This window comes from Burkholderia mycopellens (genome assembly GCF_964265025.1).
Taxonomy (GTDB): domain Bacteria; phylum Pseudomonadota; class Gammaproteobacteria; order Burkholderiales; family Burkholderiaceae; genus Burkholderia.
In genome coordinates, this window is sequence record NZ_OZ183802.1 from 2,042,220 (window position 1) to 2,066,932 (window position 24,713).

Sequence of the window (24,713 nt, forward strand, 5' to 3'; positions counted from 1 at the left end):
GCGCCGCGGCGCGCCGGCCGGCCTTCGTGGCCGGCGCGGGCGGGCCGCGGCGCCATCGTCCGCTTTTCCACGACGCATCCATGCCGAAGAAAAATCTCGTCTACATCCAGTCGCTGCGCAACGGCGCGGCCGATCGCGCCGGCCAGCCGGTCGCTTATCGCGGCGGCACGCGCTACATGAAGGCGCCGCTCGAATTCCTCGTCGAGCGCCTGAACGACTCGCCGCTCGGCGAGCGTTACACGCTCAAGGGCGTGATCGTCGACGACGACGAAGGCTCGCCGGCCGACCGCGCGAAAGTCGCCGACTACGGCTTCGCCCGTACGCCGGGCCGCCCGTGGATCCTGCCGGAAGGATTGGCGGTGCAAGGCCGGCCGGTCGACGAACTGTTCTGCACGATCCCGTCGACGTACCGGCGGCTGCCGCGCGACGCGCGCGAGCGCGCCGCGGCCAAGCAGGCGTTCGAGCGCCGTCTGCTCGAGCGCCTGCTCGAACTCGAAGCCGACGTCGTCGTGCTCGACGGGCTGCTCGTGATCCTCGACGAACTCGTGCGGCCCGGCGCGCGCTTTCACCGGCGCATCGCCAACATCCACCCCGGCATCACGGCCGACGGTTCGCCGTACCAGCGGCGTGGCGCGTGGGCGACGCTCGACGCACTGCACGGCGCGCGCGGCGAACGGGTGGACTGGGCGAGCGGCGCAACGTCGTCCGTCGAGCCCGTGATGATGACGGGCGCATCGTTCCACTACGTCGACAACGGCATCGATTCCGGCGAGGTGATCTGCGACGTGCTCGACACGCCGATCGCGCCGGACGACACGATTCTCGAACTGCGCTGGAACAACTTCCAGCGCAGCCTGTTTCCGGCACTCGAGCGGGGGCTGCACGTCCTCGCCGACCGCCACGACGCGGGAGCACTGTGATGGAAGACACGCTGACGAAACCGGCCGGCGCCTCGGGCTCCGTCGAAGGTGACGTGGCGGCCGCGCTCGACGGCGCCGCACGCGGACAGGCGCTGGCGGTCGCCGAGCACACGCTCGACGCGTGGCGGCCCGACGACTCGCCGGACGTACTGCTCGCGGCGTTCGTCGCGCTGTTCAACACCGACACGCGCTACGACGCGGCGACGATCACCGCGCCGCTCGGCGGCGCCGATGCGGCGGCCATTGCGTCGTACGTCGCGCGTGCGGTGCGCGAGGGCGTGATCGACGGCGCGCAGGTGGCCGGTGACACGCTGCGTCTCACCGTGTCGCGCACGACGTTCTGGCAGAACCCGCGGCCGTGGCTGAAGGCGCCCGCGTCGGGCGGCATGCCGCTGCGCCACGTGATCACGAATGGCCATCGGCACCCGGTGCGGCCGCCATCGCCGGCCGGCGAGATCTACTCACGCTATATGCCGCAGGTCGGGATGACGTTCAGCCTGCGCACGGTCGATGTCGACGCGCACGCGGATCTGTTCAGCGACTGGATGAACCTCGATCGCGTCGCGCAGTTCTGGGACCAGCGCGGCACGCGCGACGAGCACGCGGCGTACCTCGCCGAGCGGCTTGCCGATCCGCACATGCACCCGATGATCGGCTATTTCGACGACACGCCGTTCGGCTATTTCGAGTTCTACTGGGCGAAGGAGGACCGTCTCGCGCCGTTCTACGACGCGCACGACTACGACCGCGGGCTGCACCTGCTGATCGGCGACCCGCGCTTCCAGAGCGCCGGCAAGCTGCATGCCTGGTGGAGCGGGGTGCTGCACTACATGTTCGTCGACGAACCGCGCACGCAGCGCCTCGTCGGCGAACCGCGCGTCGATCACGTGCGACATATCGCTTACATGCACCGGCTCGGGTTCCACACGCTGAAGGAATTCGACTTCCCGCACAAGCGCGCGGCGCTCACCATGATCGAGCGCGATACGTTCTTCGACACGTTCCGGTTGCCGTGACGGCGCGATGTGGCGCGCGGCACCGTGGCTCGCGGGCATCGGTCGCGGTTCGTGCCGATCTCGCCGCACGCGGCGCGCCGATCGACGCGAACGATGTTTCGACCGCCGGGCATGCGATCGCGGCCGGTGCCGTGCGCGTCACCCGCAACAGCCGGGAGTTCGGCCGTGCCGCCGGGTTATCGCTCGAAGGCCGGGAGGCCGAATATCGAGGATGGGCGTCCGGTTCGGCTCCCCCCGCGCGCCTGTGGCAATCGTCCCGAAAATCGGTCCAGGCGCGTCCTGAGCGTCGAACCGATGGCAACTGCCAGTTGCTACCGTGACGACTTTTCGTCTGCCCGGTTGCCGTCTAACCCACTATCCTTGCCTGCATATTCCCCACAGGACAGGAGACGACACCGTGACGCACAGCGTGATTCCCGCAGGCCTCGCCGAAGAAATGATCGAGATCCGGCACCGCATCCATGCCCACCCCGAGCTCGGCTTCGAGGAATTCGCGACGAGCGACCTCGTCGCGGAGCAGCTGCAGTCGTGGGGCTACACGGTGCACCGTGGGCTCGGCGGCACGGGCGTCGTCGCGCAGTTGAAGGTCGGCAACGGCGCGCAGCGCCTCGGCCTGCGCGCCGACATGGACGCACTGCCGATCCACGAGGCCACGGGCCTGCCGTACGAGAGCAGGATCGCCGGCAAGATGCACGCGTGCGGCCACGACGGCCACACGGCGATGCTGCTCGCGGCCGCGAAGCATCTTGCCCGCGAGCGCCGCTTCTCGGGCACGCTGAACCTGATTTTCCAGCCGGCCGAGGAAGGGCTCGGCGGCGCGAAGAAGATGCTCGACGAAGGGCTGTTCGAGCTGTTCCCGTGCGACGCGATCTTCGCGATGCACAACATGCCCGGCTTCCCGACGGGCAAGTTCGGTTTCCTGCCGGGGTCGTTCATGGCGTCGTCGGATACGGTGATCGTCGACGTGCAGGGGCGTGGCGGCCACGGCGCGGTGCCGCACAAGGCGGTCGATCCGGTGGTCGTCTGCGCGCAGATCGTCATCGCGCTGCAGACGATCGTGTCGCGCAACGTGTCGCCGCTCGACATGGCGATCGTCACGGTCGGCGCAATCCACGCGGGCGAGGCGCCGAACGTGATTCCCGATCGTGCGCAGATGCGCCTGTCGGTGCGCGCGTTGAAACCGGAGGTACGCGACCTGCTCGAGACGCGCATCAAGGAGGTCGTGCATGCGCAGGCCGCCGTGTTCGGCGCGACCGCGACGATCGACTACCAGCGCCGCTACCCGGTGCTCGTCAACGATGCGGAAATGACCGCGTTCGCGCGCAACGTCGCACGCGAGTGGGTGGGCGACGCGAACCTGATCGACGAGATGGTGCCGCTCACCGGCAGCGAGGATTTCGCGTTCCTGCTCGAGAAGCGGCCGGGCTGCTACCTGATCATCGGCAACGGCGACGGGGAGGGGGGCTGCATGGTGCACAACCCCGGCTACGACTTCAACGACGCGGCGCTGCCGACCGGCGCGTCGTACTGGGTGAAGCTGGCGGAGGCGTTCCTGGCGTGACCCGTCGTACGAGCCGGTTGGCGGCTTCTCGAGTCACACGAAACGCAGGGGCGAGCATGGCAGGAAGCGTCGATGGCCGGGGAGGCATCGGGCGCGGCCAAGCCGTTCGACAGCAAGGCCGTCCTGGCCCGGATGCGGGCGACGCACCAATCGAACCCCATCCGCAGCCGCACGAAGTACGCACGGGATTGTTGCCACGGGGCGCGCCATCCCGGTACGACTCGAGCCATCCCGGGTCTAGAACGCTTCCCCGCTGAACATCGCCACGACCGCTTCCGGATTCGACGGCCAGTACATGTGCATGTACGTCGCGACGATCGCATCGCGTCGATAGACGGCTTCGCCGCTGCCCGACATCCCGTCGGGCCGCGCGGCGCTCGCGACCGGTTCGAGCGGCGTCGCGAGCCGCGAATAATGGAACGTGTGGCCGCGCATCGTCCCGCTGCGCGTATCGAGCTGCTGCATGCCGAGCGCCGCGAACCGGCGCTGCATCGTTGCCTGACCCGGCAACAGTCCAAGCATCGGCGTTGTCACGCCGTCCGCATCGGTCAGCGATTCACACAGGTACACCATCCCGCCGCATTCCGCGACGACCGGCTTGCCCGCCGCCGCGTGCGCGCGAATCGACCGTGCGGTCGCGGCGTTCGCCGCGAGGGTCGCCGCATGCAGCTCCGGATAGCCGCCCGGCAGGAACAGTGCGTCGCAGTCGTCCGGCACGGGTTCGTCGGCGAGCGGCGAGAAGCATCGCACCTGTGCGCCGAGCCTGTCGAGCAACGCGAGATTCGCCGGATAGATGAACGAAAAAGCGACATCGCGCGCCACCGCGATCCGCTTGCCGGCGAGCGCACGCGGCAGCGGCGCTGCCGCATCCGGTTCCGCGAACACGACAGCCGGCGGCAATTCGGCAAGCGCCGTGTGCGCGAGCACGTCGGCCGCGCGATCGAGCCGTGCGTCGAGATCGTCGATGTCGTTCGGCTGGTGCAGGCCGAGATGCCGCTCCGGCAGCGCGATGCCCGCATCGGCCGGCACGTGCCCGAGCCACCGCAGGTCGTCGGGCAGCGCCTGTTGCAGCAGTTCCGCGTGCCGGGCCGAGCCGACGCGATTCGCCAGCACGCCGTGAAACGGCAGCCCCGGCCGGAACCGCGCGAGCCCGAACGCGATCGCCGCGAACGTCTGCGCCATCGACTTCGCGGAAATCACCGCGACGACCGGCACGCCGAACGCGGCCGCGAGGTCGGCACTGCTCGGCGTGCCGTCGAACAACCCCATCACGCCCTCGATCAGGATCAGGTCCGCCTCGCGCGCGGCGTCGGCAAGCAGCGCACGGCAGCCGGCCTCGCCGACCATCCCGAGGTCGAGCGCATGCACGGGCGCGCCGCTCGCGCGCTCGAGCAGCATCGGATCGAGAAAATCGGGCCCGGTCTTGAATACGCGCACGCGCCGGCCGAGCCGGCGGTGCAATCGCGCGAGGCCCGCCGTCACCGACGTCTTGCCCTGGCCCGACGCGGGCGCACTGACGAACAGCGCGGGGCAGGCGGCCATGCTCAGAACTCCACGCCGCGCTGCGCCTTCACGCCCTGTTCCTTGTACGGATGCTTGACGAGCCGCATTTCGGTGACGAGGTCGGCCGCTTCGATCAGCGCATCGGGCGCATGCCGCCCGGTCACGACGACGTGCACCGCATCGGGCCGCGCGGCCAGCGTCGCGAGCACTTCGTCGAGCGGCAGGTATTCGTACTTGAGCACCGTGTTCAGCTCGTCGAGGATCACCATCCGGTAGTCGCCGCTCTCGATCATCCGGCGCGCCTCGTCCCAGCCCTTGCGCGCGGTCGCGATGTCGGCATCGCGGTTCTGCGTGTTCCACGTATAGCCGTCGCCCATCGTCACGAAATCGCATTCGGCCACCGCGCCGAGGAAGTCGCGCTCGGACGTGTGCAGCGCGCCCTTGATGAACTGCACGACGCCGAGCCGCATGCCGTGGCCGAGCACGCGCACCGCCATGCCGAACGCGGCCGTGCTCTTGCCCTTGCCGTTGCCGGTGTTGACGATCAGCAGGCCCTTTTCGTTGACGGCGGCGGCCTGCTTCTTCTCGTGGCCCGCGCGGCGGCGTTCGGTCATCCGTTGATGGGATTCGGCGTCGGTTTTCATCGGATTCGTCCTGTCGAAAGAAAGCGAAACAAAAGGGTTCAGAGCGGGCCGGCGAGTGCGACCGTCACACCGTCCCGGATGGATTTGGGGCCCAGCAGCCGGCCGTGCGGCGCCGCGAGCCGCGCGCACGGCTCGGCCACGCCCGCGACGCCGAAGCGGGCGAGCGCGGCATCCGACGGGCCGCTCGCGGCCAGTTCGGGACGGCGCGCGAGGTGCGCCGCGTCGAACGCGACGAGCGGCCAGCCGCGTCGCGCGCACAGCGTGCGCAGCGCGCGGGCACGCGCCTTGTCGGCGAGCGTGGCAACGAGCGCTGGTTCGGCGGCCGGGTACAGCGTCAGCGCCGCGCGGATTGCGGCATCGAGTTGCGCGGCCGTTGCGCCCGCACGGAAACCGATGCCGAGCGCGACGCGCATCATGCGCCGCCGCCGAGCGCGGCACGTACCGCGGGAGCGTCGGCGAACGCCGCGACGCGCCCGATCACGACGATCGCAGGCGAACCGATGCCGGTCGCGCCGACGCGTTCGACGAGCGTATCGAGCGTCGCGAGCGCGTGCCGCTGTTCGGGGCGCGTCGCATGCTCGATCGCCGCGCACGGCGTATCGCCGGGCAGGCCGCCTTCGCGCAGCGCGGTTGCAATCGCGTCGAGCCGGCGGATGCCCATATAGATGACGATCGTCATGCGCGTGGCCGCGAGCGCGTGCCAGTCGGGCTCGTCGGCGCCCGCGCCGTGGCCCGTGACGAAGATCACGCCCTGCGCGTCGCCGCGCTGCGTGACCGGGATGCCGATGGCGGCCGGCGCGGCGATACCCGCGGTGACGCCGTTCACGACTTCGACCGGGAATCCCGCCGCGCCGAGCGCGGCCAGTTCCTCGCCGCCGCGGCCGAACACGAACGGATCGCCGCCCTTGAGCCGCGCGACGCTGCGGCCCGCGCGCAGATGAGCGAGCATCGCAGCGACGATCGCCGCCTGCGGCGTCGACGCATGGCCGCCGCGCTTGCCGACGTGCTCGATGTGCGCATCGGCACGCGCATGGCGCAGTACGTCGGGATTCACGAGATCGTCGACGAGCAGCACGTCCGCCGCGCCGATCGCGTGGACGGCCTTGAGCGTCAGCAGGTCGGCGTCGCCGGGGCCGGCGCCGACGAGCCACGCGCGGCTCATCGGGCGCGGCACGGCGCGCACCGTGTCGAAACAGTGGAACAGGGCAGGCGGGCGGCGCGGCGGCGGCCGGCAGACAGGTCACGCATGGCGGATCGAACGAAGCCCGCGCGGACGCGGGCGGAATGCGCACCCCATCCGTCCCCCGCGGATCGGGCGTTCGGCGAGCGTCGGGCTCGCCCCTTGCGTCGGCCGGTATCCGGGCTGGCCGCTTGCCAGACCGCAGCCTTCCCGCCCGGCTGAAGGGCAGTGGCATCGTGGGCGGCATGGGCGCGTGCGCGGGGAAGCGCGTCGCGCGGGCGGCGTACCGTTGCGGGGACAGCACAGGCCGGGCGGCAGGCCGCCTCCTGTTTCCCGTTTAACTGCAGGCGCGGAATGCGCATGCGAGCACCGAACGCGGCGCTACGATAGCACAGCGATCCACCCGAACGAACCGCCGCGCACGGCTTCCAGCCCTGCGCGCCGGCCATCCGCAACCGGGCCGGGCGGCCCGCTTCGCCTTGACGCTCCCCGCACCGCCGCCTACACTCGCACGCGTTTTGGTGCTCGCGCGCGCCGCTCCGGTGCGCGCAGTTAAACGGGAAACAGGGCGCCCGCCTGCGCCGCAGTCGAGCCAACCTGTGCTGCCCCCGCAACGGTAAGCGAACGCGTCGCGCGCAAGCGCCACGCAACGCCGCTTCGCCGCATGCCGCGCGCATGCGGACGACCGCCACTGGATGCCGCGCGCATCCGGGAAGGCGAAGCGGCGTGTTCGTCAGCCCGGATACCGGCCTAAACATTGGGGTTCAGCGCCGCGGGGAGGCGGCGCATCGTCCACGGCCGCAGCAGGCCCGACGCCCGCATGTTGCCCGCTTCCTCCGCCGATCTGCCCATGCGCGAACCCGCGCCGGCCGTCGCGGGGAACGGCCGGCTGCGCGAGCCGGGCCGGCGGCAGCCGTGTTGGCATTCACGATGTCGACCGTTCGCAAGGAAGCACCATGTCCGATTCGTCGTTCCGCCCGCCCCGCGACTGTCCGTGCGGATCGCGCGGCGGCAGGCCCGCGATCCGCCAGATGAACTGCCACGCCGCCATCGACGCGACGATCCCGGCCTGATTCCATTTTCGACCCTGGACCTACCATGACCCTACGCAAGCTTCCCGTCACGATCGTCACGGGCTTTCTCGGCAGCGGCAAGACCACGCTGATGCGCCACATCCTGCAGCACGCCGAAGGCCGCCGCATCGCGGTGATCGTCAACGAATTCGGCGAGCTCGGCATCGACGGCGAAATCCTCAAGGGCTGCGGCATCGGCTGCGACGATGCCGACGGCGCGCAGGGCGAAGCGTCGGGCCAGCTCTACGAACTCGCGAACGGCTGCCTGTGCTGCACGGTGCAGGAAGAGTTCTATCCGGTGATGGAAGCGCTCGTCGAGCGCCGCGCGGACATCGACCACGTGCTGATCGAGACGTCCGGCCTCGCGCTGCCGAAGCCGCTCGTGCAGGCGTTCAACTGGCCGACGATCCGCAACAGCTTCACGGTCGATGCGGTCGTGACCGTGGTCGACGGGCCGGCCGCCGCAAGCGGCCAGTTCGCGGAAAACCCGCAGGCCGTCGACGCGCAACGCCGCGCCGATCCGAACCTCGACCACGAATCGCCGCTGCACGAGCTGTTCGCCGATCAACTGTCGTCCGCCGATCTCGTGATCGTGAACAAGGCCGATCTTGTCGACGACGCGGCGTTCGCGCAGATCGAAACCGCGATCCGCGACGAGATCCCGCCGCAGGTGAAGATCGTGCGCGCGACGCGTGGCGAGCTCGATCTCGCGATGCTGCTCGGTCTCGAATCGGCATCGGAAGCAACGATCCACCTGCGTCACGACCATCACGGCTCGGCCGACGACGGCGATCACGATCATCATCACGACGATTTCGACTCGGTGGTCGTGTCGGGCGACGCCGGCACGCGCGAAGCGACGATCGCCGCGCTGCAGCGCGTCGTCGAGGCGCACACGATCTACCGCGCAAAGGGCTTCGCCGCGCTGCCCGGCGCGCCGATGCGGCTCGTGATCCAGGGCGTCGGCCGCCGCTTCGACAGCTATTTCGACCGTCGCTGGCAGGACGGCGAAACGCGCGCGAGCCGCTTCGTGCTGATCGGCGAGGATCTCGACGCGGCCGCGCTGCAGCGCGCGTTCGATGCCGCGTGCGCGGCCGAACCGCAACAGGCGTAACGCACGATGCATCTGTTGCGCACCACGCCGGGCGGCTTCGTCGACGATACGCAGGGCGTCGTCCGGATCGACCAGCAGCCGGCCGACATCGTGATCCTGAGCTCGGCCGACACGACGCTGTCGCTGCTCGCGAGCGTCGTGCCGCATCTGCCGGCCGGCTTCCCGAGCGTGCGGCTCGCGAACGTCACGTTCCTGCGGCAGCCGGCGTCGGTCGACTTCTACGTCGACGACGTGCTGCAGCATGCGAAGTCGGTCGTGATCGATCATCTCGGCGGCGAGGCGTATTGGCCGTACGGGATCGAGCAGGCCGTGTCGCTCGCGTCGAAGCGCAATCTGCCGCTCGCGATGTTCTCGGGCGACCTGCAGGAGGACCCGAACCTCGTCGCGAAAAGCACCGTCGCGCCCGACCTGTGCCGGCTGTGGTGGCGCTACCTGCGTGAAGGCGGCGTGCACAACGCCGAGGCGCTGCTGCGCAGCATTGCATTCCACACGCTCGGCTTCGGCGACGAGCCCGAGCTGCCGCGCCCGCTGCCGGCCGCCGCGCTGTACCACCCGGCGCGCGACCGCGCGAGCGTCGACGACTGGCGGCCGCGCTGGACGCCCGGCGCGCCCGTCGTCGCGATCCTGTTCTATCGCGCGCACTGGCAGGCCGCGAACACGGCCGTGTTCGACGCGCTGGCCAACGCGCTCGTCGACGCAGGGCTGAATCCGCTGCCGATCGCGGTCACGTCGCTGAAGGACGCGGTGAGCCGCGAGGTCATCACGCAGCTCTGCGACACGCACGACGTCGCGCTCGTGCTGAACACGACCGCGTTCGCGGCCGGCGCGATCGATGCCGCCGAACCGGACGTGCTCGCCGGCGACGCGCCGGTGCTGCAGGTGATCCTGTCCGGCGGCAATCGCGACGCGTGGGTGGCCGACAACCAGGGCCTGCATGCGCGCGACATCGCGATGCACATCGCGCTGCCCGAGGTCGACGGGCGCATCGTCACGCGCGCGGTGAGCTTCAAGGGGCTCGCGTACCGCTGCCCGCATACCGAGGTCGACGTCGTGCGCTATCAGCCGGATGCCGAGCGGATCGCGTTCGTCGCGGCCCTCGCGCGCGGCTGGTGCCGGCTGCGCACGCTCGACCACGCCGACAAGCGTATCGCGCTGATTCTCGCGAACTATCCGCAAAGCGAAGGGCGGATCGGCAACGGCGTCGGGCTCGACACGCCGGCGTCCGCGCTGCGCGTGCTCGCGGCGCTGCGCGATGCGGGCTATGCGGTGGCCGACCTGCCGCCCGACGGCGACGCGCTGATCGCACGGCTCACCGAAGGCGTGACCAACGACACGGCCGTGCACGCGCTGCGCCCCGCATTCCAGAGCTTCCCGCTGGCCGACTACGTCGCCCGTTTCGCGCGGCTGCCGGCGGCCGTGCGCGACGCGCTGAACGCACGCTGGGGCCCGCCCGAAGCCGACCCGACGCTGCGGCAAGGGCGCTTCACGATCGCCGGCTGGCGCGCGGGCAACGTGTTCGTCGGCATCCAGCCGTCGCGCTCGCGCGGCGAGAACGATTACGCGAGCTACCACGACGCGGATCTCGTGCCGCCGCACGCGTATCTCGCGTTCTATTTCTGGCTGCGCGACGCGTATCGCATCGACGCGGTCATCCACCTCGGCAAGCACGGCAACCTCGAATGGCTGCCGGGCAAGAGCGTCGCGCTGTCCGACGCGTGCTGGCCCGACCTGACGCTCGGGCCGCTGCCGCACCTGTACCCGTTCATCGTCAACGATCCGGGCGAGGGCAGCCAGGCGAAGCGCCGCGCGCAGGCCGTGATCGTCGATCACCTGATGCCGCCGCTCACCCGCGCGGAAAACTACGGCCCGCTGCAGGATCTCGAACGGCAGGTCGACGAATACTACGAAGCGCTGATGGTCGATGCGCGGCGCGCGAAGCTGCTGCGCAAGACGATCCTCGCGACGATCGCCGAACATCGTTTGCATGACGAACTGAGCGTGTCGCCGCCGCGCGATACGGGCGACGAGGATGCGCTGCTCACGCGCGTCGACGCGTGGCTGTGCGAGCTGAAGGAAGCGCAGATTCGCGACGGTCTGCACGTGTTCGGCGTATCGCCGGCCGCGCGCCAGCGGCGCGACACGCTGCTCGCGCTCGCACGCTTTCCGGTCGGTGACGGCAAGGGGGCGCGGGCAGGGCTGATCGGGGCGCTCGCGCGCGATCTCGCGCTCGGCGACGATTTCGATCCGCTCGCGGCCGACTGGGCCGCGCCGTGGGCCGGCCCGCGCCCGGCGATCCTGCAGGCGCTCGACGCATCTCCGTGGCGCCATGCGGGCGATACGCGGGAGCGGCTCGAACAGCTCGCGCAGCAATGGCTGGACGGGCTGTGCGCAGATACGGATACCCATTCGACGCCTCCCGGCGACTGGCCGCACACGCTCGCCGTGCTCGAACGCGTGCGCGCGACGCTGCTGCCTGCGCTCGACGCGTGCGGCGGCGAGGAAATGCGTCAGCTGCTGCGCGGGCTCGACGGCCGCTTCGTGCCGCCGGGGCCGAGCGGCTCGCCGTCGCGCGGCCGCCCCGACGTGCTGCCGACCGGCCGCAACTTCTACTCGGTCGACACGCGCGCGGTGCCGACGCAGGCCGCGTGGGCGCTCGGCCTGAAATCCGCGCAGCAACTGATCGAGCGTCATCTGCAGGATCACGGCGACTATCCGCGCGCAATCGGCCTCTCGGTATGGGGCACGGCGACGATGCGCACCGGTGGCGACGACATCGCGCAGGCGTTCGCGCTGCTCGGCGTACGGCCGAAATGGGCGCACGGCAGCCACCGCGTGACCGACTTCGAGATCCTGCCGATCGAGATCTTCGACCGGCCGCGCATCGACGTGACGCTGCGCGTGTCGGGCTTCTTCCGCGACGCGTTCCCGAACCTGATGCACCTGTTCGACGCGGCCGTGCAGGCCGTGGCCGCGCTCGACGAGCCCGAGGACCTGAACCCGATTCGTGCGCGCATCGAGCGTGAACGCGAGACGTGGATCGCACGGGGCGTGGCACCGGACGAGGCGCGGCGCCGTGCCGGCTGGCGCGTGTTCGGCGCGCGGCCGGGCAGCTACGGCGCGGGCCTGCAGGACCTGATCGACCAGCGCCGCTGGCAGGCCGACGCCGATCTCGCCGACGCCTACCGCCGGTGGGGCGGCCATGCGTACGCGCAGAACAGCGCGGGCGACGCCGCGGCCGACGTGTTCGGCGAGCGGCTCGCGACGATCGACGTCGTCGTGCAGAACCAGGACAGCCGCGAGCACGACATCCTCGATTCGAACGACTACTACCAGTTCCAGGGCGGGATGACGGCGGCCGTGCGGCACCTGTCCGGGCAGCAGCCGAGCATCTACCACGGCGACCACGCGAACCCGGTCGCGCCGAAGATGCGCACGCTGCGCGAGGAAATCGCGCGCGTGATCCGCTCGCGCGTCGTCAACCCGAAATGGCTCGACGGCGTGAAGCGCCATGGTTACAAGGGCGCGGCCGAGATGGCGGCGACCGTCGACTACCTGTACGGCTATGACGCGACCGCGCGCGTGCTGTCCGACCACCAGTACGCGCTCGTCGCCGACGCGTACCTGTTCGACGACGCTACCCGCGCATTCCTCGAACGGCACAACCCGAAGGCGCTGCACGGCATCTGCGAACGCTTCGTCGAAGCGATGCAGCGCGGCCTGTGGCAGCAGCCGGGCGACTATCGCGACCGGATCGAGGCGGTCTGGCTCGCGAGCGAACAATTCCAGGAAGGGGGACGGCGATGACCGATCCGACGATGCACCGCGCCCGCGCGGTTTTTCCGTTTGCGGCGCTGGTCGCGCAGGATGCGCTGCAGCAGGCGCTGCTGCTGGCCGCGATCGACCCGTCGCTGGGCGGCGTGCTCGTGAGCGGGCCGCGCGGCACCGCGAAATCGACCGCGGCGCGCGGCCTCGCGGAGCTGTTGCCCGAAGGGCAGTTCGTCACGCTGCCGCTGTCTGCGAGCGACGAGCAGGTGACGGGTACGCTCGATCTCGCGCATGCGCTCGCCGAAAACGGCGTGCGCTTCCGGCCGGGACTCCTCGCGAGGGCGCATCTCGGCGTGCTGTACGTCGACGAAGTGAACCTGCTCGCCGACGGGCTCGTCGACACGCTGCTCGACGTCGCCGCGAGCGGCGTGAACATCGTCGAGCGCGATGGCGTGTCGCACGCGCACGATGCGCGCTTCGTGCTCGTCGGGACGATGAATCCGGAGGAGGGCGAGCTGCGTCCGCAACTGCTCGACCGCTTCGGTTTGATGGTCGAGCTGGAGAACTGCTTCGACGCCGCACAGCGCGAGCGGATCGTGAAGGCACGGCTTGCATTCGATCTCGATCCGGATGCGTTTCGCGCGCGCCATGCATCCGCGCAACGTGAGCTCGGCGACCGGATTCACGCGGCGCGCGCACGGCTGGTGGCGCTCGATTTCGACGATGCAGTCCATGCGCGCGTCAGCGCGCTGTGTATCGACGCGGCCGTCGACGGGCTGCGCGCCGATCTCGTGATGCTGCGCGCGGCGCGCGCGCTCGCCGCGCTGGAGCAGGCCGGCGCGGTGACGGTGTCGCATGTGGAGCGGGTGGCCGACGCGGTGCTGCGGCACCGGCGCCACGCGGGCATGCCACCCTCGTCCGGCGCGCCGCAACCGGGCGGCGAACGTGACGGTCACGGTGCGCCCGATGCGCGCGAGCGCCCCGGCGATCCATCGGGTGCGGCGAAGGACGATGCCACGCCGTCGCAGGGCGACTGGGGCTACCTGCCGCCCGAAGCGGCCGGGCTGCGCAACGTCAAAGGCGTCGTGCCGCTGCCGCTAAAAAAACGCTGAGCCATCGAGCCGGCGCCGCCGCGAACCTCGTTCGCGGTCCTCGATGGCCATCAGGCGCAGCCGTGCGCGTGCCGGGCACGGCGCGCGCCGGCACGGCCGTGGCGTGGCCGGCGACACTGGCCGCGAAACGCGGCGGCCCGCTGCATCGCGATCATCTGCGCTTCCGGAAACGCGCCGGCCCGCCGCACGCACTGCATTGCTTCGTGCTCGACTGTTCGGCGTCGATGCTGTCGCACGAGCGGCTCGCGTTGGCGAAGGGGCTGATCGTCGCGTATTTCGACCAGGCCGCGCGCGACCGGGTCGAAACCGCGCTGATCTGCTTTGGCGGCAACGGCGCCGCGCGACGCTTTGGCCCGGCCGTCCCGCGCTGGTGGAATGCACGCTGGCTCGAACCCGTCGAAGGCGGCGGCGGCACGCCGCTCGCGGACGGCATCGCGGCCGCCGCGCAATTGCTCGCGCGCGCGGCGCGGCGCGAGCCCGGCAAGCAGCGCTGGCTGTGGGTGCTGTCCGACGGACGCACGCGCGAGATGCCCGCGAAACCCGCGGCGGCCGATCACGTCGTGTTCGTCGACTTCGACGACGCGGCCGTGCGGATCGGGCAGGGCGCACGGCTCGCCGCTGCGTGGGGCGCGCAGTGGGTGATGGCCGATGCGCTGTGCACGGAGCTCGCAGGCTGATCGGGCCGATCGGGTCGAGTGCGGCGCAAGGCCGCGGCCGGCGGTGCGATATGATCGCCGCTTCTGCTTCTCCCCATTGGAAAACCCGCCATGCAAGTACTGGTCGATGCCGACGCGTGTCCCGCCGTCATCAAGGACATGCTGTTTCGCGCCGCGCGTCGTGCCGAAATCAGCGTGACGCTGGTCGCGAACCAGTTTCTGCGCACACCGCCGTCGCCGTTCATCAAGTCGGTGCAGGTGCCGGCCGGCTTCGACGTGGCCGATGCGCGCATCGTCGAGCTGGTGGAAGCGGGCGACCTCGTGATTACCGCCGACATCCCGCTGGCCGCCGCCGTGCTCGACAAGAGCGCGCATGCGCTCGACCCGCGCGGCAACTGGTTCAGCCGCGAGAACATCGAGGAACGCCTGTCGACGCGCGCGATGATGGATCAGCTGCGCAGCGCGGGCATCGACACGGGCGGGCCGGCGCCGTTCAGCGCGCGCGACGGCAAGGCGTTTGCATCGCAGCTCGACCGGTTCCTGGCGCGACACGGCAAGCCTTGAGGTTGCGTGGATGCGGCCGCGCGCCGTCATCGTCCCGCGTCGGGGTGCACTCACCCGTGTCACGCGCCACATCACCCGATCCGCATCGCGCTCATCGCCCAGGCCAGGATGCAGGTTCGTGCCGACGCTGCTATCGTGGCGCAAACCACAACACAGGAGCGCACGCGTGACACCGACCCAACTTCTCGTTCCGACCTTCACCCAGATGCTGCGCGCGCAGACCGCGTGGCTCGACAAGGCTGCCGCGCACCGGCAGGCCGCGGGCGACGCGCCCGACGCGGCGATGTCGCTGAAGCTGGCGCCCGACATGTATCCGCTCGCGGCACAGGTGCGCTTCTCGTGTTTCCAGGCGATGGAGCCCGTCCACCGGCTGCGTGGCGAACCGGTGCCGGCTGCGCTGCTGGCATTGCGCGAGGCGGGATGGAATGCGGATGCGCAACCCGGCTCGCTTGCCGACGCGCAGGCGATCATCGCCGGCACGCTCGCCTTTCTCGGCGAACTCGCGCCGGATGCGCTCGACGGCGGCGCCGCGCTGCCGATCGCGCTCGAGATGCCAAACGGGATCGCGTTCGACATGACGGGCGAACAGTACGCGCGCGACTGGGCGCTGCCGCAGTTCTACTTCCACGCGATCGCCGCGTACGCGATCCTGCGCCACCATGGCGTCGAACTCGGCAAGGCCGACTACGTGCCGCACATGCTCGCGTACATCCGGCCGGGCGCGATTGCGCAAGGATGAGCAGGGCGGTGTCGGGTAATCGCGAAGCGACATGATGCGGGCGCTCTTCATCTGCAGCCGCAACCGGCTGCGCAGCCCGACCGCCGAAGCGGTATTCGCCGCCTGGCCGGACGTCGAAACCGACTCGGCGGGCCTCGCGCCCGATGCGGATACGCGCCTGTCCGCCGAGCAGCTCGACTGGGCCGATGTCGTGTTCGTGATGGAGCGTGCCCACCAGGCGCGGCTGGCCGCGCAATTCGGCCCGTATCTGCGGCACAAGAAGATCGTGTGCCTCGACATTCCCGACCGTTACACCTGCATGCAGCCCGAACTCGTCACGCTGCTCAAGCGCAAGGCCGGCCCGTTCCTGCGCAAGTGACCGGCGCGGGTGATATCGGCGTCAGCGCGGCCGGCCGTTCGCGCTCGCCGAGAAACACTCGAGCCGCAGCAGCTCGATGATCTTGCGCGTCGGCACGCTCGCATGAAGCGTGTCGAGCCGGTCGACGGTAAACCACTTGCAGCGGGCGATCTCGTTGCTCGCGCGCGGCGTCAGGTGCGCCGGCACGTCGGCCACGAACACATGATGGAGCTTGGTCAGCCCGCCGAACTGCACCGCGTAGTCGAGCGCAAGCCCCTCCAGCCGCGTTTCCTCCGCGAGTTCCCGCAGCGCAGCATCGAGCGGCGTCTCGCCACGCCGGATCGTGCCGCCCGGCAGCGACCAGCGCGACGCGGCGCGGGCGACCAGCAGCACGCTGCTGCGCTGACGGCACACGATCGTGGCGCGTTCCTTGATGACGGCGAGAGTGTCCAGCCCGGTACTCATATTCGGTAAAGCAGGTGCTGAATCGTGGAGAAAATGCGCGTCGGCGGCTCGCTGCCCCGGCAGCAGGCCGCGACGGCGTACAGGCGCCCGCACCGATCTTAGCGGCCGTTCATGACAGTTCCGTGCACGGCTTCGCGGAACGGAAAACGGGTCACGCGTGCGTATAGATTCCGCTGCGCGCCGGCTTCGCGTGGCGCGGCTGGCGGCGCTTGTGAACGGCACGCCGATGGTGGGACGGCGGCGTGACGTGCCGGCGCGCGGGCGCGGGCCGCGCGGTCGATGAGGCCGCCTGCGGCGCGCCCCCCGGCATCTGGGTCTGTCCTTCGCCGAAATGGAACGTCTGGGTTTGCGCGTGGCCGACGCCCAGCGTCGACGCCAGCACGAAGGCCGCGAGCAGCATCCGTTTCATGAATAGTCCGCCTTGTTTTTTCGAGATGAAGATGGCCCGCCAGCTTAGCGAATGGCGGGGCGCCATCGCAACCGCGTCGTGTTCGGTGTCGGCCCCACTTGCGCACGGCGGCGCCGTCAGGCCGGCCTCAGGGTGCCGCCGGGGTTGACAACATAATTCCCGGGTGTGAATATAAATTCACACACAAGAATTATTCGTCGAATCCGGGAAGCTGCGCCGCAGGTGCGTGGCAACCGGAACCGGCCGTCCGATCAACCGGAACCAGGAGCGGGACGCATGGCGGAACACGAGCAGCAGGGCGCGCTGGCGGGATTGCGCATCATCGATCTGTCGCGGGTGCTGGGCGGCCCGTATGCAACGCAGATCCTGGCCGACCACGGCGCGGAAGTGATCAAGGTCGAACCGCCGTCCGGCGACGAAACGCGCACGTGGGGCCCGCCGTTCGACGGCGATACCGCGTCGTACTTCCTCGGCGTGAACCGCAACAAGCTCGGCATCGCGCTCGACCTGACGCAACCGGACGACCGCGAGCGGCTGCTCGGCCTGCTCGAACAGGCGGACGCCATCGTCGAGAACTTCAAGATCGGCACGATGGAGCGCTGGGGGCTCGGCTTCGACGCGCTGCATGCGCGGTTTCCGCGCCTCGTTTATTGCCGCGTGTCGGGCTTCGGCGCGGACGGCCCGCTCGGCGGGCTGCCCGGCTACGACGCGGCCGTGCAGGCGCTCGCGGGGCTGATGAGCGTCAATGGCGAAGCGGGCGGCGCGCCGCTGCGGGTCGGCGTGCCGATCGTCGATCTCGTCACCGGGCTAAACGCCGCGCTCGGCGTGCTGATGGCGCTGCGCGAGCGCGACGCGAGCGGCCGCGGCCAGTTCGTCGAATCGACGCTGTTCGACTGCGCGCTGTCGATCCTGCATCCCCATACGCCGAACTTCTTCCATTCGGGGAAGGCACCCGTGCGCACCGGCAACGCGCATCCGAACATCACGCCGTACGACAGCTTTCCAACGGCCACCGTCGACATCTTTCTGGCGGTCGGCAACAACGGGCAGTTCGCGGGGCTGTGCGACGTGCTCGGCACGCGCGACTGGCTCGACGATCCGCGCTTCACGGACAACCGCGCGCGCAGCGCGAATCGCGCCGCCCTGCGTGCGCTGCTCGAAACGGCGCTCGCCGGACACGACGGCGCGGCGCTCGCCGAGCAACTGATGCGCCGCGGCGTGCCGTGCGCGCCGGTGCTCGGGCTCGATGCGGCGCTCGATCATCCGCATGTCGCGCATCGGGAGATGAAGGTCGAGCTGGGCCGGCATCGCGGCATCGCGTCGCCGATCAAGCTCGGTCGCACGCCGGCCACGTACCGGCGGCCGCCGCCCGCGCTGAACGAACACGCGGCGCAGGTGTTCGCCGACGCTGACGACCGCGATCGCGCCGCACACCGGGATTGACCGGCTTCGCGGCCGCCGGCCGTGCCGCGCGCCGGACGGCGCCGCACGGCCACGTATGCCGCACGCCCCTTCGACCCCCCTGCCGGGCGCGACACAGGCACGCCGGCTGAAGAGGAGACGCATCATGCTTGCATGGATCGGCGCGATCGCCATCATCGCGCTGTTCGGCCTGATCATCACGAAACGGCTGTCGCCGCTCGTCGCGCTGATCGTCGTGCCGGTGGCCGCGTCGCTCGCGGCCGGTTTCGGGCTCGCGACCGGCAAGTTCATCGTGCACGGCGTACAGAACATCGGCCCGATCGCAGGGATGTTCGTTTTTGCGATTCTTTTTTTCGGGATCCTCACCGATGCGGGGATGCTCGACCCGATCATCGCGGGCGTGCTGCGCGTGATCGGCTGCCATCCGCCGCGCATCGTGATGGGCTCGGCGCTGCTCGCGCTGCTGATCCATCTCGACGGCTCGGGCGCCGTCACGTTTCTCGTCACGCTGCCGGCGATGATGCCGCTCTATACGCGGCTCGGGATGGATCGCCGCATCCTCGCGTGCGTGGCGTCGATGGCGGCCGGCGTCAATTTCCTGCCGTGGGTCGGGCCGATGCTGCGCGCGTCGGCGGCGCTGCACATTCCCGGTTCCGCGATCTTCATGCCGATGATTCCGGTGCAGATCGTCGGGCTCGTGTTCGTGTTCGGCACCGCCTACGTGCTCGGCGTGCGCGAGGCGAAGCGGCTCGGTCTCGATCGTGCCGGCGCGGCATCGCTCGCGATTGCGCCGCGCGCGCTGACCGACGCCGAACGCGCGTTGCGCCGGCCCGAGCGCTTCCGGATCAATCTCTTGCTGACGCTCGTCGTGCTCGTCACGCTCGTGTCGGGCATCGTCGACCCGATGGTGATGTTCATGCTCGGCACGGTCGCCGCGCTCGTGATCAACTACCCGGACGTGCAGGCCCAGCGCGAGCGGATCGACGCGCATGCGAAGGCCGCGCTGATGATGGCGAGCGTGCTGCTCGCGGCCGGCGCGTTCACCGGCATCATGTCCGGCACCGGGATGCTGAAGGCGATGGCGGACGTGGTCGTCGCACACGTGCCGGTCGAGCATGCGCGTCACATGCCGTTCGTGCTCGGGTTGCTGTCGATGCCGCTCAGCCTGCTGTTCGACCCCGATTCGTTCTATTTCGGCGTGCTGCCGGTGCTCGCGGAAAGCGCGAAGCTGCTCGGCGTGCCGCCGATCCAGATGGCGCAGGCCGCGCTGCTCGGCCAGATGACGACGGGCTTCCCGGTGAGCCCGCTCACGCCCGCGACGTTCCTGATCGTCGGCCTGACCGGCGTCGAGCTGGCCGAGCACCAGAAATTCACGATTCCGTTCCTGTTCGCCGCCACCGTGCTGATGGTGTTCGCCGCGGTGATCGTGGGCGTGTTTCCGTTGTGAGCGCCCGAGACCGGCCGCTTCGTGCCGACGCGCCGAGCGGGCCATCCCGCACGGGGACATCCTTCGGCGTGGAAACCTCGGTGCCGCATGGCGTTTTCTTGAGAGCGGCGCGACCGCTCGCCTTTTTCCGGGAGTGCATTCCATGCAGTTCGACCTGACCGATGACCAGCGCGCGATCGAAAGCGCGATCGAGAAAATCTGCGCGCGCTTCGGCGACGACTACTGGCTCGAGCGCGATCGCGCGGGCGGGTTCCCGGCCGATTTCCACGCGGCGCTCGCCGAGGCCGGCTGGCTCGGCATCGCGATGGACCCCGCCCATGGCGGCGCCGGGCTCGGGATGACCGAGGCCGCGCTGATGATGCGCACGATCAGCGCATCGGGCGCCGGCCTGTCCGGCGCGTCGGCCGTCCACATGAACATCTTCGGGCTGAACCCGGTGCAGGTGTTCGGCAACGACGCGCAGAAGGCGCGCTTCCTGCCGCCGCTGATCGCCGGGCGCGACAAGGCGTGCTTCGCGGTGACCGAACCCGATGCGGGCCTCGACACCACGCACCTGACCACGCAGGCCAGCCGGGACGGCGACCACTACGTGCTGAGCGGGCGCAAGATCTGGATCTCGACCGCGCAGGTGGCCAACAAGATGCTGATCATCGCGCGCACCACGCCGCTCGACCAGGTCGCGAAGCCGACCGACGGGCTGAGCCTGTTCTATACCGATCTCGACCGCTCGTGCGTCGAGGTGCGCGAGATCGAGAAGATGGGCCGCAAGGCGGTCGATTCGAACCTGCTGTTCATCGACAACCTGCGCGTACCGGAAGGCGACCTGATCGGCAACGAAGGCGACGGCTTCCGCTACCTGTTGCACGGGCTGAATCCCGAACGGATCCTGATCGCCGCGGAGGCGATCGGGCTCGGGCAGGCCGCGCTGCGCCGCGCGACGCAGTACGCGTGCGAACGTGTCGTGTTCGGCCGGCCGATCGGGCAGAACCAGTCGATCCAGCATCCGCTCGCGCAGGCGTGGATGCAGCTCGAGGCCGCGTGGCTGATGGTGATGAAGGCCGCGACGCGCTACGACGCGGGGCAGCCGTGCGGCGCGGAGGCCAACGCCGCGAAATACCTCGGCGCGGAAGCCGCGTTCCAGGCGTGCCAGACGGCGGTCGCGACGCACGGCGGGATGGGCTACGCGAAGGAATACCATGTCGAGCGCTACCTGCGCGAGTGTATGATTCCGAGGCTCGCGCCCGTGAGTCCGCAACTGATCCTGTGCTACATCGCGGAGAAGGTGCTCGGGCTGCCGAAGTCGTACTGACCGTACCGTCCCGGCGGCCGGCCCGGTGCGCGATCTCCCGTTCCGATTCAAGCGCTCGTCATGGACGTCAAACTCGTTGCCCGCACGCTCGACCTGTTCGAGCTGTTCGCCGCCGAACGGCGGCCGCTGCCGCTCACCGAACTCGCGCGCCTGCTCAATGTGCCGGCGTCGAGCTGCCTCGCGATGGCGCGCACGCTCGTGAGCCGCGGCTACCTGTACGAAGTGCGCAAGCGCGGCGGCTACTACCCGACGCGCCGCCTGCAGACGATCGCCGCCGCGATCGACGCGACCGATCCGGTCGTCGACATCGTCCATCCGCATCTCGTCGCGCTGCGCGACGCGAGCCGCGAGACGGCCGTGCTCGGCAAGATCCAGGGCGTATCCGTCACCTATCTCGACGTCGTCGAATCGGAGCAGGCGATCCGCTATACGCGCGCGCCGGGCGAGCTGCGCCCGCTGCATGCGAACTCGATCGGCAAGGCGATTTTCGCGGAACTGGACGGCGACGCGCAGCAGGCGCTCGGCGCGCAGTTGCCGTTCGAACGTTTCACCGACACGACAGTGGCGGACCTGCCCGCGCTCGTCGCGCAAACCGCCCGGTTTCGCGAACTCGGCTGGGCCGAGAACATAGGCGAGAGCGCGCCCGAACTGTCGGCGATCGCGGTTGCGCTGACGCTCGACGGCGACTGGTACGGGCTGTCGGTGGTCGGGCCGACCGAGCGGATTCGCCAGCATCGCGATACGCATGCGGCGCTGCTCGTCGACGCGAAGGCCAGGCTGCTGGCGGAGCACGCGCGCGGCTGAAAGCGAGCCGGGTAGTGCCGGCCAGTGGGCCGTCCGCCGGCGATCCAGTATCGATCGCCGTGAACGGCCCCTGATGCGCAAGCCTGGTGCCTAGCGACGGCCGCTACGCCGCATCACGACTTCACCCACACACCGCCCGCACTCGGGTTGTCGCCTTGCGTCCACCACTTCGCGCAGTATTTCGCGCCCTGGTACATCACGCAGGTGCCGCCTGAATACGCGGTGGTGGCAGACCACGTGGGCGTGCCGCCGCCGACCGGCTTCCACACCGCGGCCTGGCCGGGCACGTCGCCCTGCGTCCACCATTGCGCCTGATACGTCGTGCCCTGGTAGGTGACCGTCGCGCCGGCCGTATAGACCTGGCCGGCCACCCAGGGCGCGCCCGGCTGCGGCGTGCCGCCGTCCGAGCCGCCGCCGTAGTTCGGGTCCTGCGTGACGCCCGCACCCCACTTGCCGCCGAGCTGCTTGAAGATGGTCGCGAACGCGTACGGCTGCTGCGCGACGCCCGAGCAGGTCGGCGACGCAGAGGTGCCGCCGGACGGGCAGGCCTGGTCGCGGCCAATCGACCAGTTGCCGAAGAAGCCGTAACCGTTGCTGACCGCCGCGTTCAGCACGCTTTGCGCATTCGCGAGCGTGAAGGTTTCGCCTTGCACGTCGTTCACGCCGATCATCGGCGTGACGCCGACCATCTGCCAGAGCTGCGCATCGGTCTTCGGCTGGCCGGCCGACTTGAAGGCCGTATCGAGCTGCGAGTAGAGCGCCTGCGCGGCACTGATCGCGGCCGCGCCCATGTCGATGTTGGCCGGGCCGTAGTCCATCGCCATCACGTTCACCGCATCGAACGCGGTCTTGTTCGAGATCGCCGCATTGACGACGTTCAGGCCGTCCTGCGTGAGCCCGGTCGGCATCGTCGGCAGCGTGAGCGTGACGTGCAGCGGCTTGCCTTTCGCCGCATAGCTCGCCTGCAGCTGCGCGACCGCCTGGAAGTTGCGCGCGACCGCGGCCGTGTCCGTCTGCGACACGCCCTCGATGTCGAAGTCGATGTGCGTGAGGCCGTACGTGTCGATCACGGTCTGGTAGGCGCTCGCCAGCGCGGGGACGGTCGAGCACGCCTGCATCAGCGGCGTGCCGTTCGCGCCGCCGAACGACACGGCGACTTCGCCGCCTTTCGCGCGATAGCTCACGATCGACGTCGACAGCGCGGTCAGCAGGCCGCCGCTCGCGCCGTTGCCGATCGGCTGCACGCCGCCCCACGACGGCACGCAACCGTTGCCCGCGACCACGAACGCGAGCGTGAACTGCTGGATGCCTTGCCGGACGCCGATCTGGTCGACGAGCGGCGTCGGGTAGAGCGTCACGTCGACATAGGGCGCATAGACGCCGGCGCCCTGGGACACGCTCGCCACGGCGAGCAGACAACCCGCGGCAAAGGCGCGCGGGATGAAACGCGGCAACACATTGTTGTTCATTGTGTTCTCCAAGTGGAAGAGGGATACGCTGGCCCGCGTATCGCCGCCGGTCGTGCGACCAGGCATGCCCGGCCGGCGGCGTGCCCATCTTGGAGGATTCGCATCGAATAGTGAATAGTCAGGAGTTCTTTTCGTTATTTGATTCCCGATACGTAACGATCTTGCCGATTCCGCACAGTTGCGGCACGCGTGATGCGGGCGATTTTCCCGATCGATCGCGCGAACCCCGACGCGCCTCGCTCGCCGTGCATCAGGCCGATGCCGGCTGCGCAAGCGAGCGCGCCAGCGCGACGAAGCGCTCGACGCACGCCGACGCGAACGGCTCGTTCCACGACACGATCTGTTCGACCGCGCGCGTGCCGGCAAGCGGCACGTAGACGACGCCCGGACGCCGCAGCGTCGCCGTGAATCCCGGCACGATCGCGATGCCGCGCTCGGCGGCCACCAGCGACACGAGCGTCGTGATCTGGGCCGCGGTCGCGCCGATCCGCGGTGCGAATCCGGCTTGCGCGCACACGTCGTCCAGGGCAGCGGCCAATGCCGAGCCGAAACCGGGCGGAAACGTGACGAAGGTTGCGTTCGCAAGTTCCGCGACGTCGACGCTCGCACGGCCCGCGAGCGGATCGCCGGCCGGCACGGCCGCGACGAGCGGCTCGCGCGACACGACGAGCGACGCCACCGGCGCGCCGGGCGCACCGTTCCACGCCCAGCCGAAGCCGATGTCCATCGTGCCGTCCGCGATCTGCTGGCGCTGGCTGGCGGTCGCCGCCTCGCGGAACGTGAGCTCGACGTCGGGCATCGTCCGGCTCGCGACGCGGATGACGTCCGGGAATGTGTCGGACATCGGGATCGAGCTCGCATAGCCGATCACGATCCGCCCGGCGATGCCTTGCGCGATCTTGCGCGCGCTCGCTTCTGCCTCGGCGGCCGCGCTCACGACGTTGCGCGCATGGTCGAGAAACGCGGTGCCTTCCGGCGTCAGCCGCACCGCGCGCGTCGAACGTTCGAACAGCCGGACGCCGAGTTCGCTTTCCAGCGCGGCGATATGGCGCGTCAGCGGCGGTTGCGCGACCCGCAGGCGCAACGCCGCGCGGCCGAAGTGCAGTTCGTCGGCGACGACCACGAAATAGCGGAGGCGGCGCAGGTCGAGCATTGTTGTCGTTCCGGTATCAATCGCGATGAAAACGGTATTGGCGTGCACACG

General features: G+C 69.9%; 22 protein-coding genes, 1 pseudogene and 2 riboswitches. Of the genes and pseudogenes, 15 read left to right on the top strand and 8 right to left on the bottom strand.

From position 1 onward, the window contains the following. The first annotated feature begins 80 nt into the window (after positions 1-80). The 4 genes and pseudogenes from ACPTTC_RS09405 to ACPTTC_RS09420 all read left to right on the top strand — a co-directional run. Positions 81-920 (top strand): formyltransferase family protein, encoded by an 840-nt coding sequence (locus ACPTTC_RS09405; protein WP_423392282.1) that lies wholly within the window; start codon positions 81-83, stop codon positions 918-920. After that, positions 920-1,936, top strand: coding sequence for a GNAT family N-acetyltransferase (locus tag ACPTTC_RS09410; protein WP_423392283.1), 1,017 nt, complete (start codon positions 920-922; stop codon positions 1,934-1,936). The genes ACPTTC_RS09405 and ACPTTC_RS09410 overlap by 1 nt, the downstream gene beginning before the upstream one ends. A gap of 397 nt (positions 1,937-2,333) precedes the next feature. Then, entirely contained in the window at positions 2,334-3,497 is a 1,164-nt protein-coding gene (locus ACPTTC_RS09415; protein WP_423392284.1) for a M20 aminoacylase family protein, read from the top strand. A gap of 3 nt (positions 3,498-3,500) precedes the next feature. After that, positions 3,501-3,644, top strand: a pseudogene (locus tag ACPTTC_RS09420) (type II toxin-antitoxin system ParD family antitoxin); the annotation flags it as partial. 90 nt (positions 3,645-3,734) lie between these two features. On the opposite strand, the gene ACPTTC_RS09425 reads toward ACPTTC_RS09420, so the two are convergent. From ACPTTC_RS09425 to cobA, 4 genes are read right to left on the bottom strand one after another with little or no spacing between them, the layout of a single operon-like run. After that, positions 3,735-5,039 carry a cobyrinate a,c-diamide synthase gene (locus ACPTTC_RS09425; RefSeq protein WP_423392285.1) on the bottom strand — a complete coding sequence of 435 codons (1,305 nt, stop codon included), beginning with the start codon at positions 5,037-5,039 and terminating at the stop codon, positions 3,735-3,737. Positions 5,040-5,041: 2 nt separating this feature from the next. Then, positions 5,042-5,644, bottom strand: a complete 603-nt coding sequence (gene cobO, locus ACPTTC_RS09430) for a cob(I)yrinic acid a,c-diamide adenosyltransferase (RefSeq protein WP_423392286.1) — start codon at positions 5,642-5,644, stop codon at positions 5,042-5,044. Positions 5,645-5,682: 38 nt separating this feature from the next. Continuing rightward, positions 5,683-6,060 carry a cobalamin biosynthesis protein gene (locus ACPTTC_RS09435; protein WP_423392287.1) on the bottom strand — a complete coding sequence of 126 codons (378 nt, stop codon included), beginning with the start codon at positions 6,058-6,060 and terminating at the stop codon, positions 5,683-5,685. Then, positions 6,057-6,806: a uroporphyrinogen-III C-methyltransferase gene (gene cobA, locus ACPTTC_RS09440; protein ID WP_423393343.1), complete on the bottom strand. Its 750-nt coding sequence runs from the start codon at positions 6,804-6,806 to the stop codon at positions 6,057-6,059. The genes ACPTTC_RS09435 and cobA overlap by 4 nt, the downstream gene beginning before the upstream one ends. Before the next feature lie 170 nt (positions 6,807-6,976). After that, positions 6,977-7,213: riboswitch (cobalamin riboswitch) on the bottom strand. A 113-nt stretch (positions 7,214-7,326) separates the two neighbouring features. Next, positions 7,327-7,592, top strand: a riboswitch (cobalamin riboswitch). Between the two features lie 330 nt (positions 7,593-7,922). Here cobA and cobW point away from each other — a divergent pair. The 7 genes from cobW (at position 7,923) to ACPTTC_RS09475 (ending at position 16,205) form a co-directional block, all read left to right on the top strand. Next, on the top strand, positions 7,923-9,011 hold the full coding sequence (gene cobW, locus ACPTTC_RS09445) for a cobalamin biosynthesis protein CobW (protein ID WP_423392288.1): 1,089 nt from the start codon (positions 7,923-7,925) through the stop codon (positions 9,009-9,011). Positions 9,012-9,017: 6 nt separating this feature from the next. Beyond that, the gene (gene cobN, locus ACPTTC_RS09450; RefSeq protein ID WP_423392289.1) at positions 9,018-12,815 is read left to right on the top strand and encodes a cobaltochelatase subunit CobN; all 3,798 of its coding nucleotides are present in this window, start codon (positions 9,018-9,020) and stop codon (positions 12,813-12,815) included. After that, positions 12,812-13,888, top strand: coding sequence for an ATP-binding protein (locus ACPTTC_RS09455; protein ID WP_423392290.1), 1,077 nt, complete (start codon positions 12,812-12,814; stop codon positions 13,886-13,888). Before cobN ends, ACPTTC_RS09455 begins: the two co-directional genes overlap by 4 nt. Positions 13,889-13,956: 68 nt before the next feature. Next, positions 13,957-14,565, top strand: a complete 609-nt coding sequence (locus tag ACPTTC_RS09460; RefSeq protein WP_423393344.1) for a vWA domain-containing protein — start codon at positions 13,957-13,959, stop codon at positions 14,563-14,565. 90 nt (positions 14,566-14,655) lie between these two features. Then, positions 14,656-15,108, top strand: a complete 453-nt coding sequence (locus ACPTTC_RS09465; protein ID WP_423392291.1) for a YaiI/YqxD family protein — start codon at positions 14,656-14,658, stop codon at positions 15,106-15,108. Between the two features lie 166 nt (positions 15,109-15,274). After that, on the top strand, positions 15,275-15,847 hold the full coding sequence (locus ACPTTC_RS09470; RefSeq protein WP_423392292.1) for a DUF1993 domain-containing protein: 573 nt from the start codon (positions 15,275-15,277) through the stop codon (positions 15,845-15,847). Between the two features lie 31 nt (positions 15,848-15,878). Then, a complete protein-coding gene (locus tag ACPTTC_RS09475; protein WP_423392293.1) occupies positions 15,879-16,205 on the top strand; it encodes a low molecular weight protein tyrosine phosphatase family protein in 327 nt (108 codons plus the stop codon). 21 nt (positions 16,206-16,226) lie between these two features. Here the strand turns inward: ACPTTC_RS09475 and ACPTTC_RS09480 are convergent, their stop codons facing one another. Both ACPTTC_RS09480 and ACPTTC_RS09485 read right to left on the bottom strand, forming a co-directional pair. Next, on the bottom strand, positions 16,227-16,649 hold the full coding sequence (locus tag ACPTTC_RS09480) for an NUDIX hydrolase (RefSeq protein ID WP_175955358.1): 423 nt from the start codon (positions 16,647-16,649) through the stop codon (positions 16,227-16,229). 151 nt (positions 16,650-16,800) lie between these two features. Further along, positions 16,801-17,058: a hypothetical protein gene (locus ACPTTC_RS09485; protein ID WP_423392294.1), complete on the bottom strand. Its 258-nt coding sequence runs from the start codon at positions 17,056-17,058 to the stop codon at positions 16,801-16,803. 276 nt (positions 17,059-17,334) lie between these two features. On the opposite strand from ACPTTC_RS09485, the gene ACPTTC_RS09490 reads away from it, so the two are divergent. From ACPTTC_RS09490 to ACPTTC_RS09505, 4 genes are all read left to right on the top strand, one after another. Further along, positions 17,335-18,501: a CaiB/BaiF CoA transferase family protein gene (locus tag ACPTTC_RS09490; protein ID WP_423392295.1), complete on the top strand. Its 1,167-nt coding sequence runs from the start codon at positions 17,335-17,337 to the stop codon at positions 18,499-18,501. A 124-nt stretch (positions 18,502-18,625) separates the two neighbouring features. Then, complete coding sequence (locus ACPTTC_RS09495; protein ID WP_423392296.1) at positions 18,626-19,927, top strand: CitMHS family transporter; 1,302 nt, start codon at positions 18,626-18,628, stop codon at positions 19,925-19,927. Between the two features lie 142 nt (positions 19,928-20,069). Continuing rightward, on the top strand, positions 20,070-21,236 hold the full coding sequence (locus tag ACPTTC_RS09500) for an acyl-CoA dehydrogenase family protein (RefSeq protein ID WP_423392297.1): 1,167 nt from the start codon (positions 20,070-20,072) through the stop codon (positions 21,234-21,236). Positions 21,237-21,296: 60 nt separating this feature from the next. Then, positions 21,297-22,040 (top strand): IclR family transcriptional regulator, encoded by a 744-nt coding sequence (locus ACPTTC_RS09505; RefSeq protein WP_175955348.1) that lies wholly within the window; start codon positions 21,297-21,299, stop codon positions 22,038-22,040. A 113-nt stretch (positions 22,041-22,153) separates the two neighbouring features. Here ACPTTC_RS09505 and ACPTTC_RS09510 read toward each other — a convergent pair whose 3' ends face one another. Continuing rightward, entirely contained in the window at positions 22,154-23,509 is a 1,356-nt protein-coding gene (locus ACPTTC_RS09510; protein ID WP_423392298.1) for a chitinase, read from the bottom strand. Positions 23,510-23,759: 250 nt separating this feature from the next. After that, the gene (locus ACPTTC_RS09515; RefSeq protein WP_423392299.1) at positions 23,760-24,662 is read right to left on the bottom strand and encodes a LysR substrate-binding domain-containing protein; all 903 of its coding nucleotides are present in this window, start codon (positions 24,660-24,662) and stop codon (positions 23,760-23,762) included. Between the last annotated feature and the right edge of the window lie 51 nt (positions 24,663-24,713).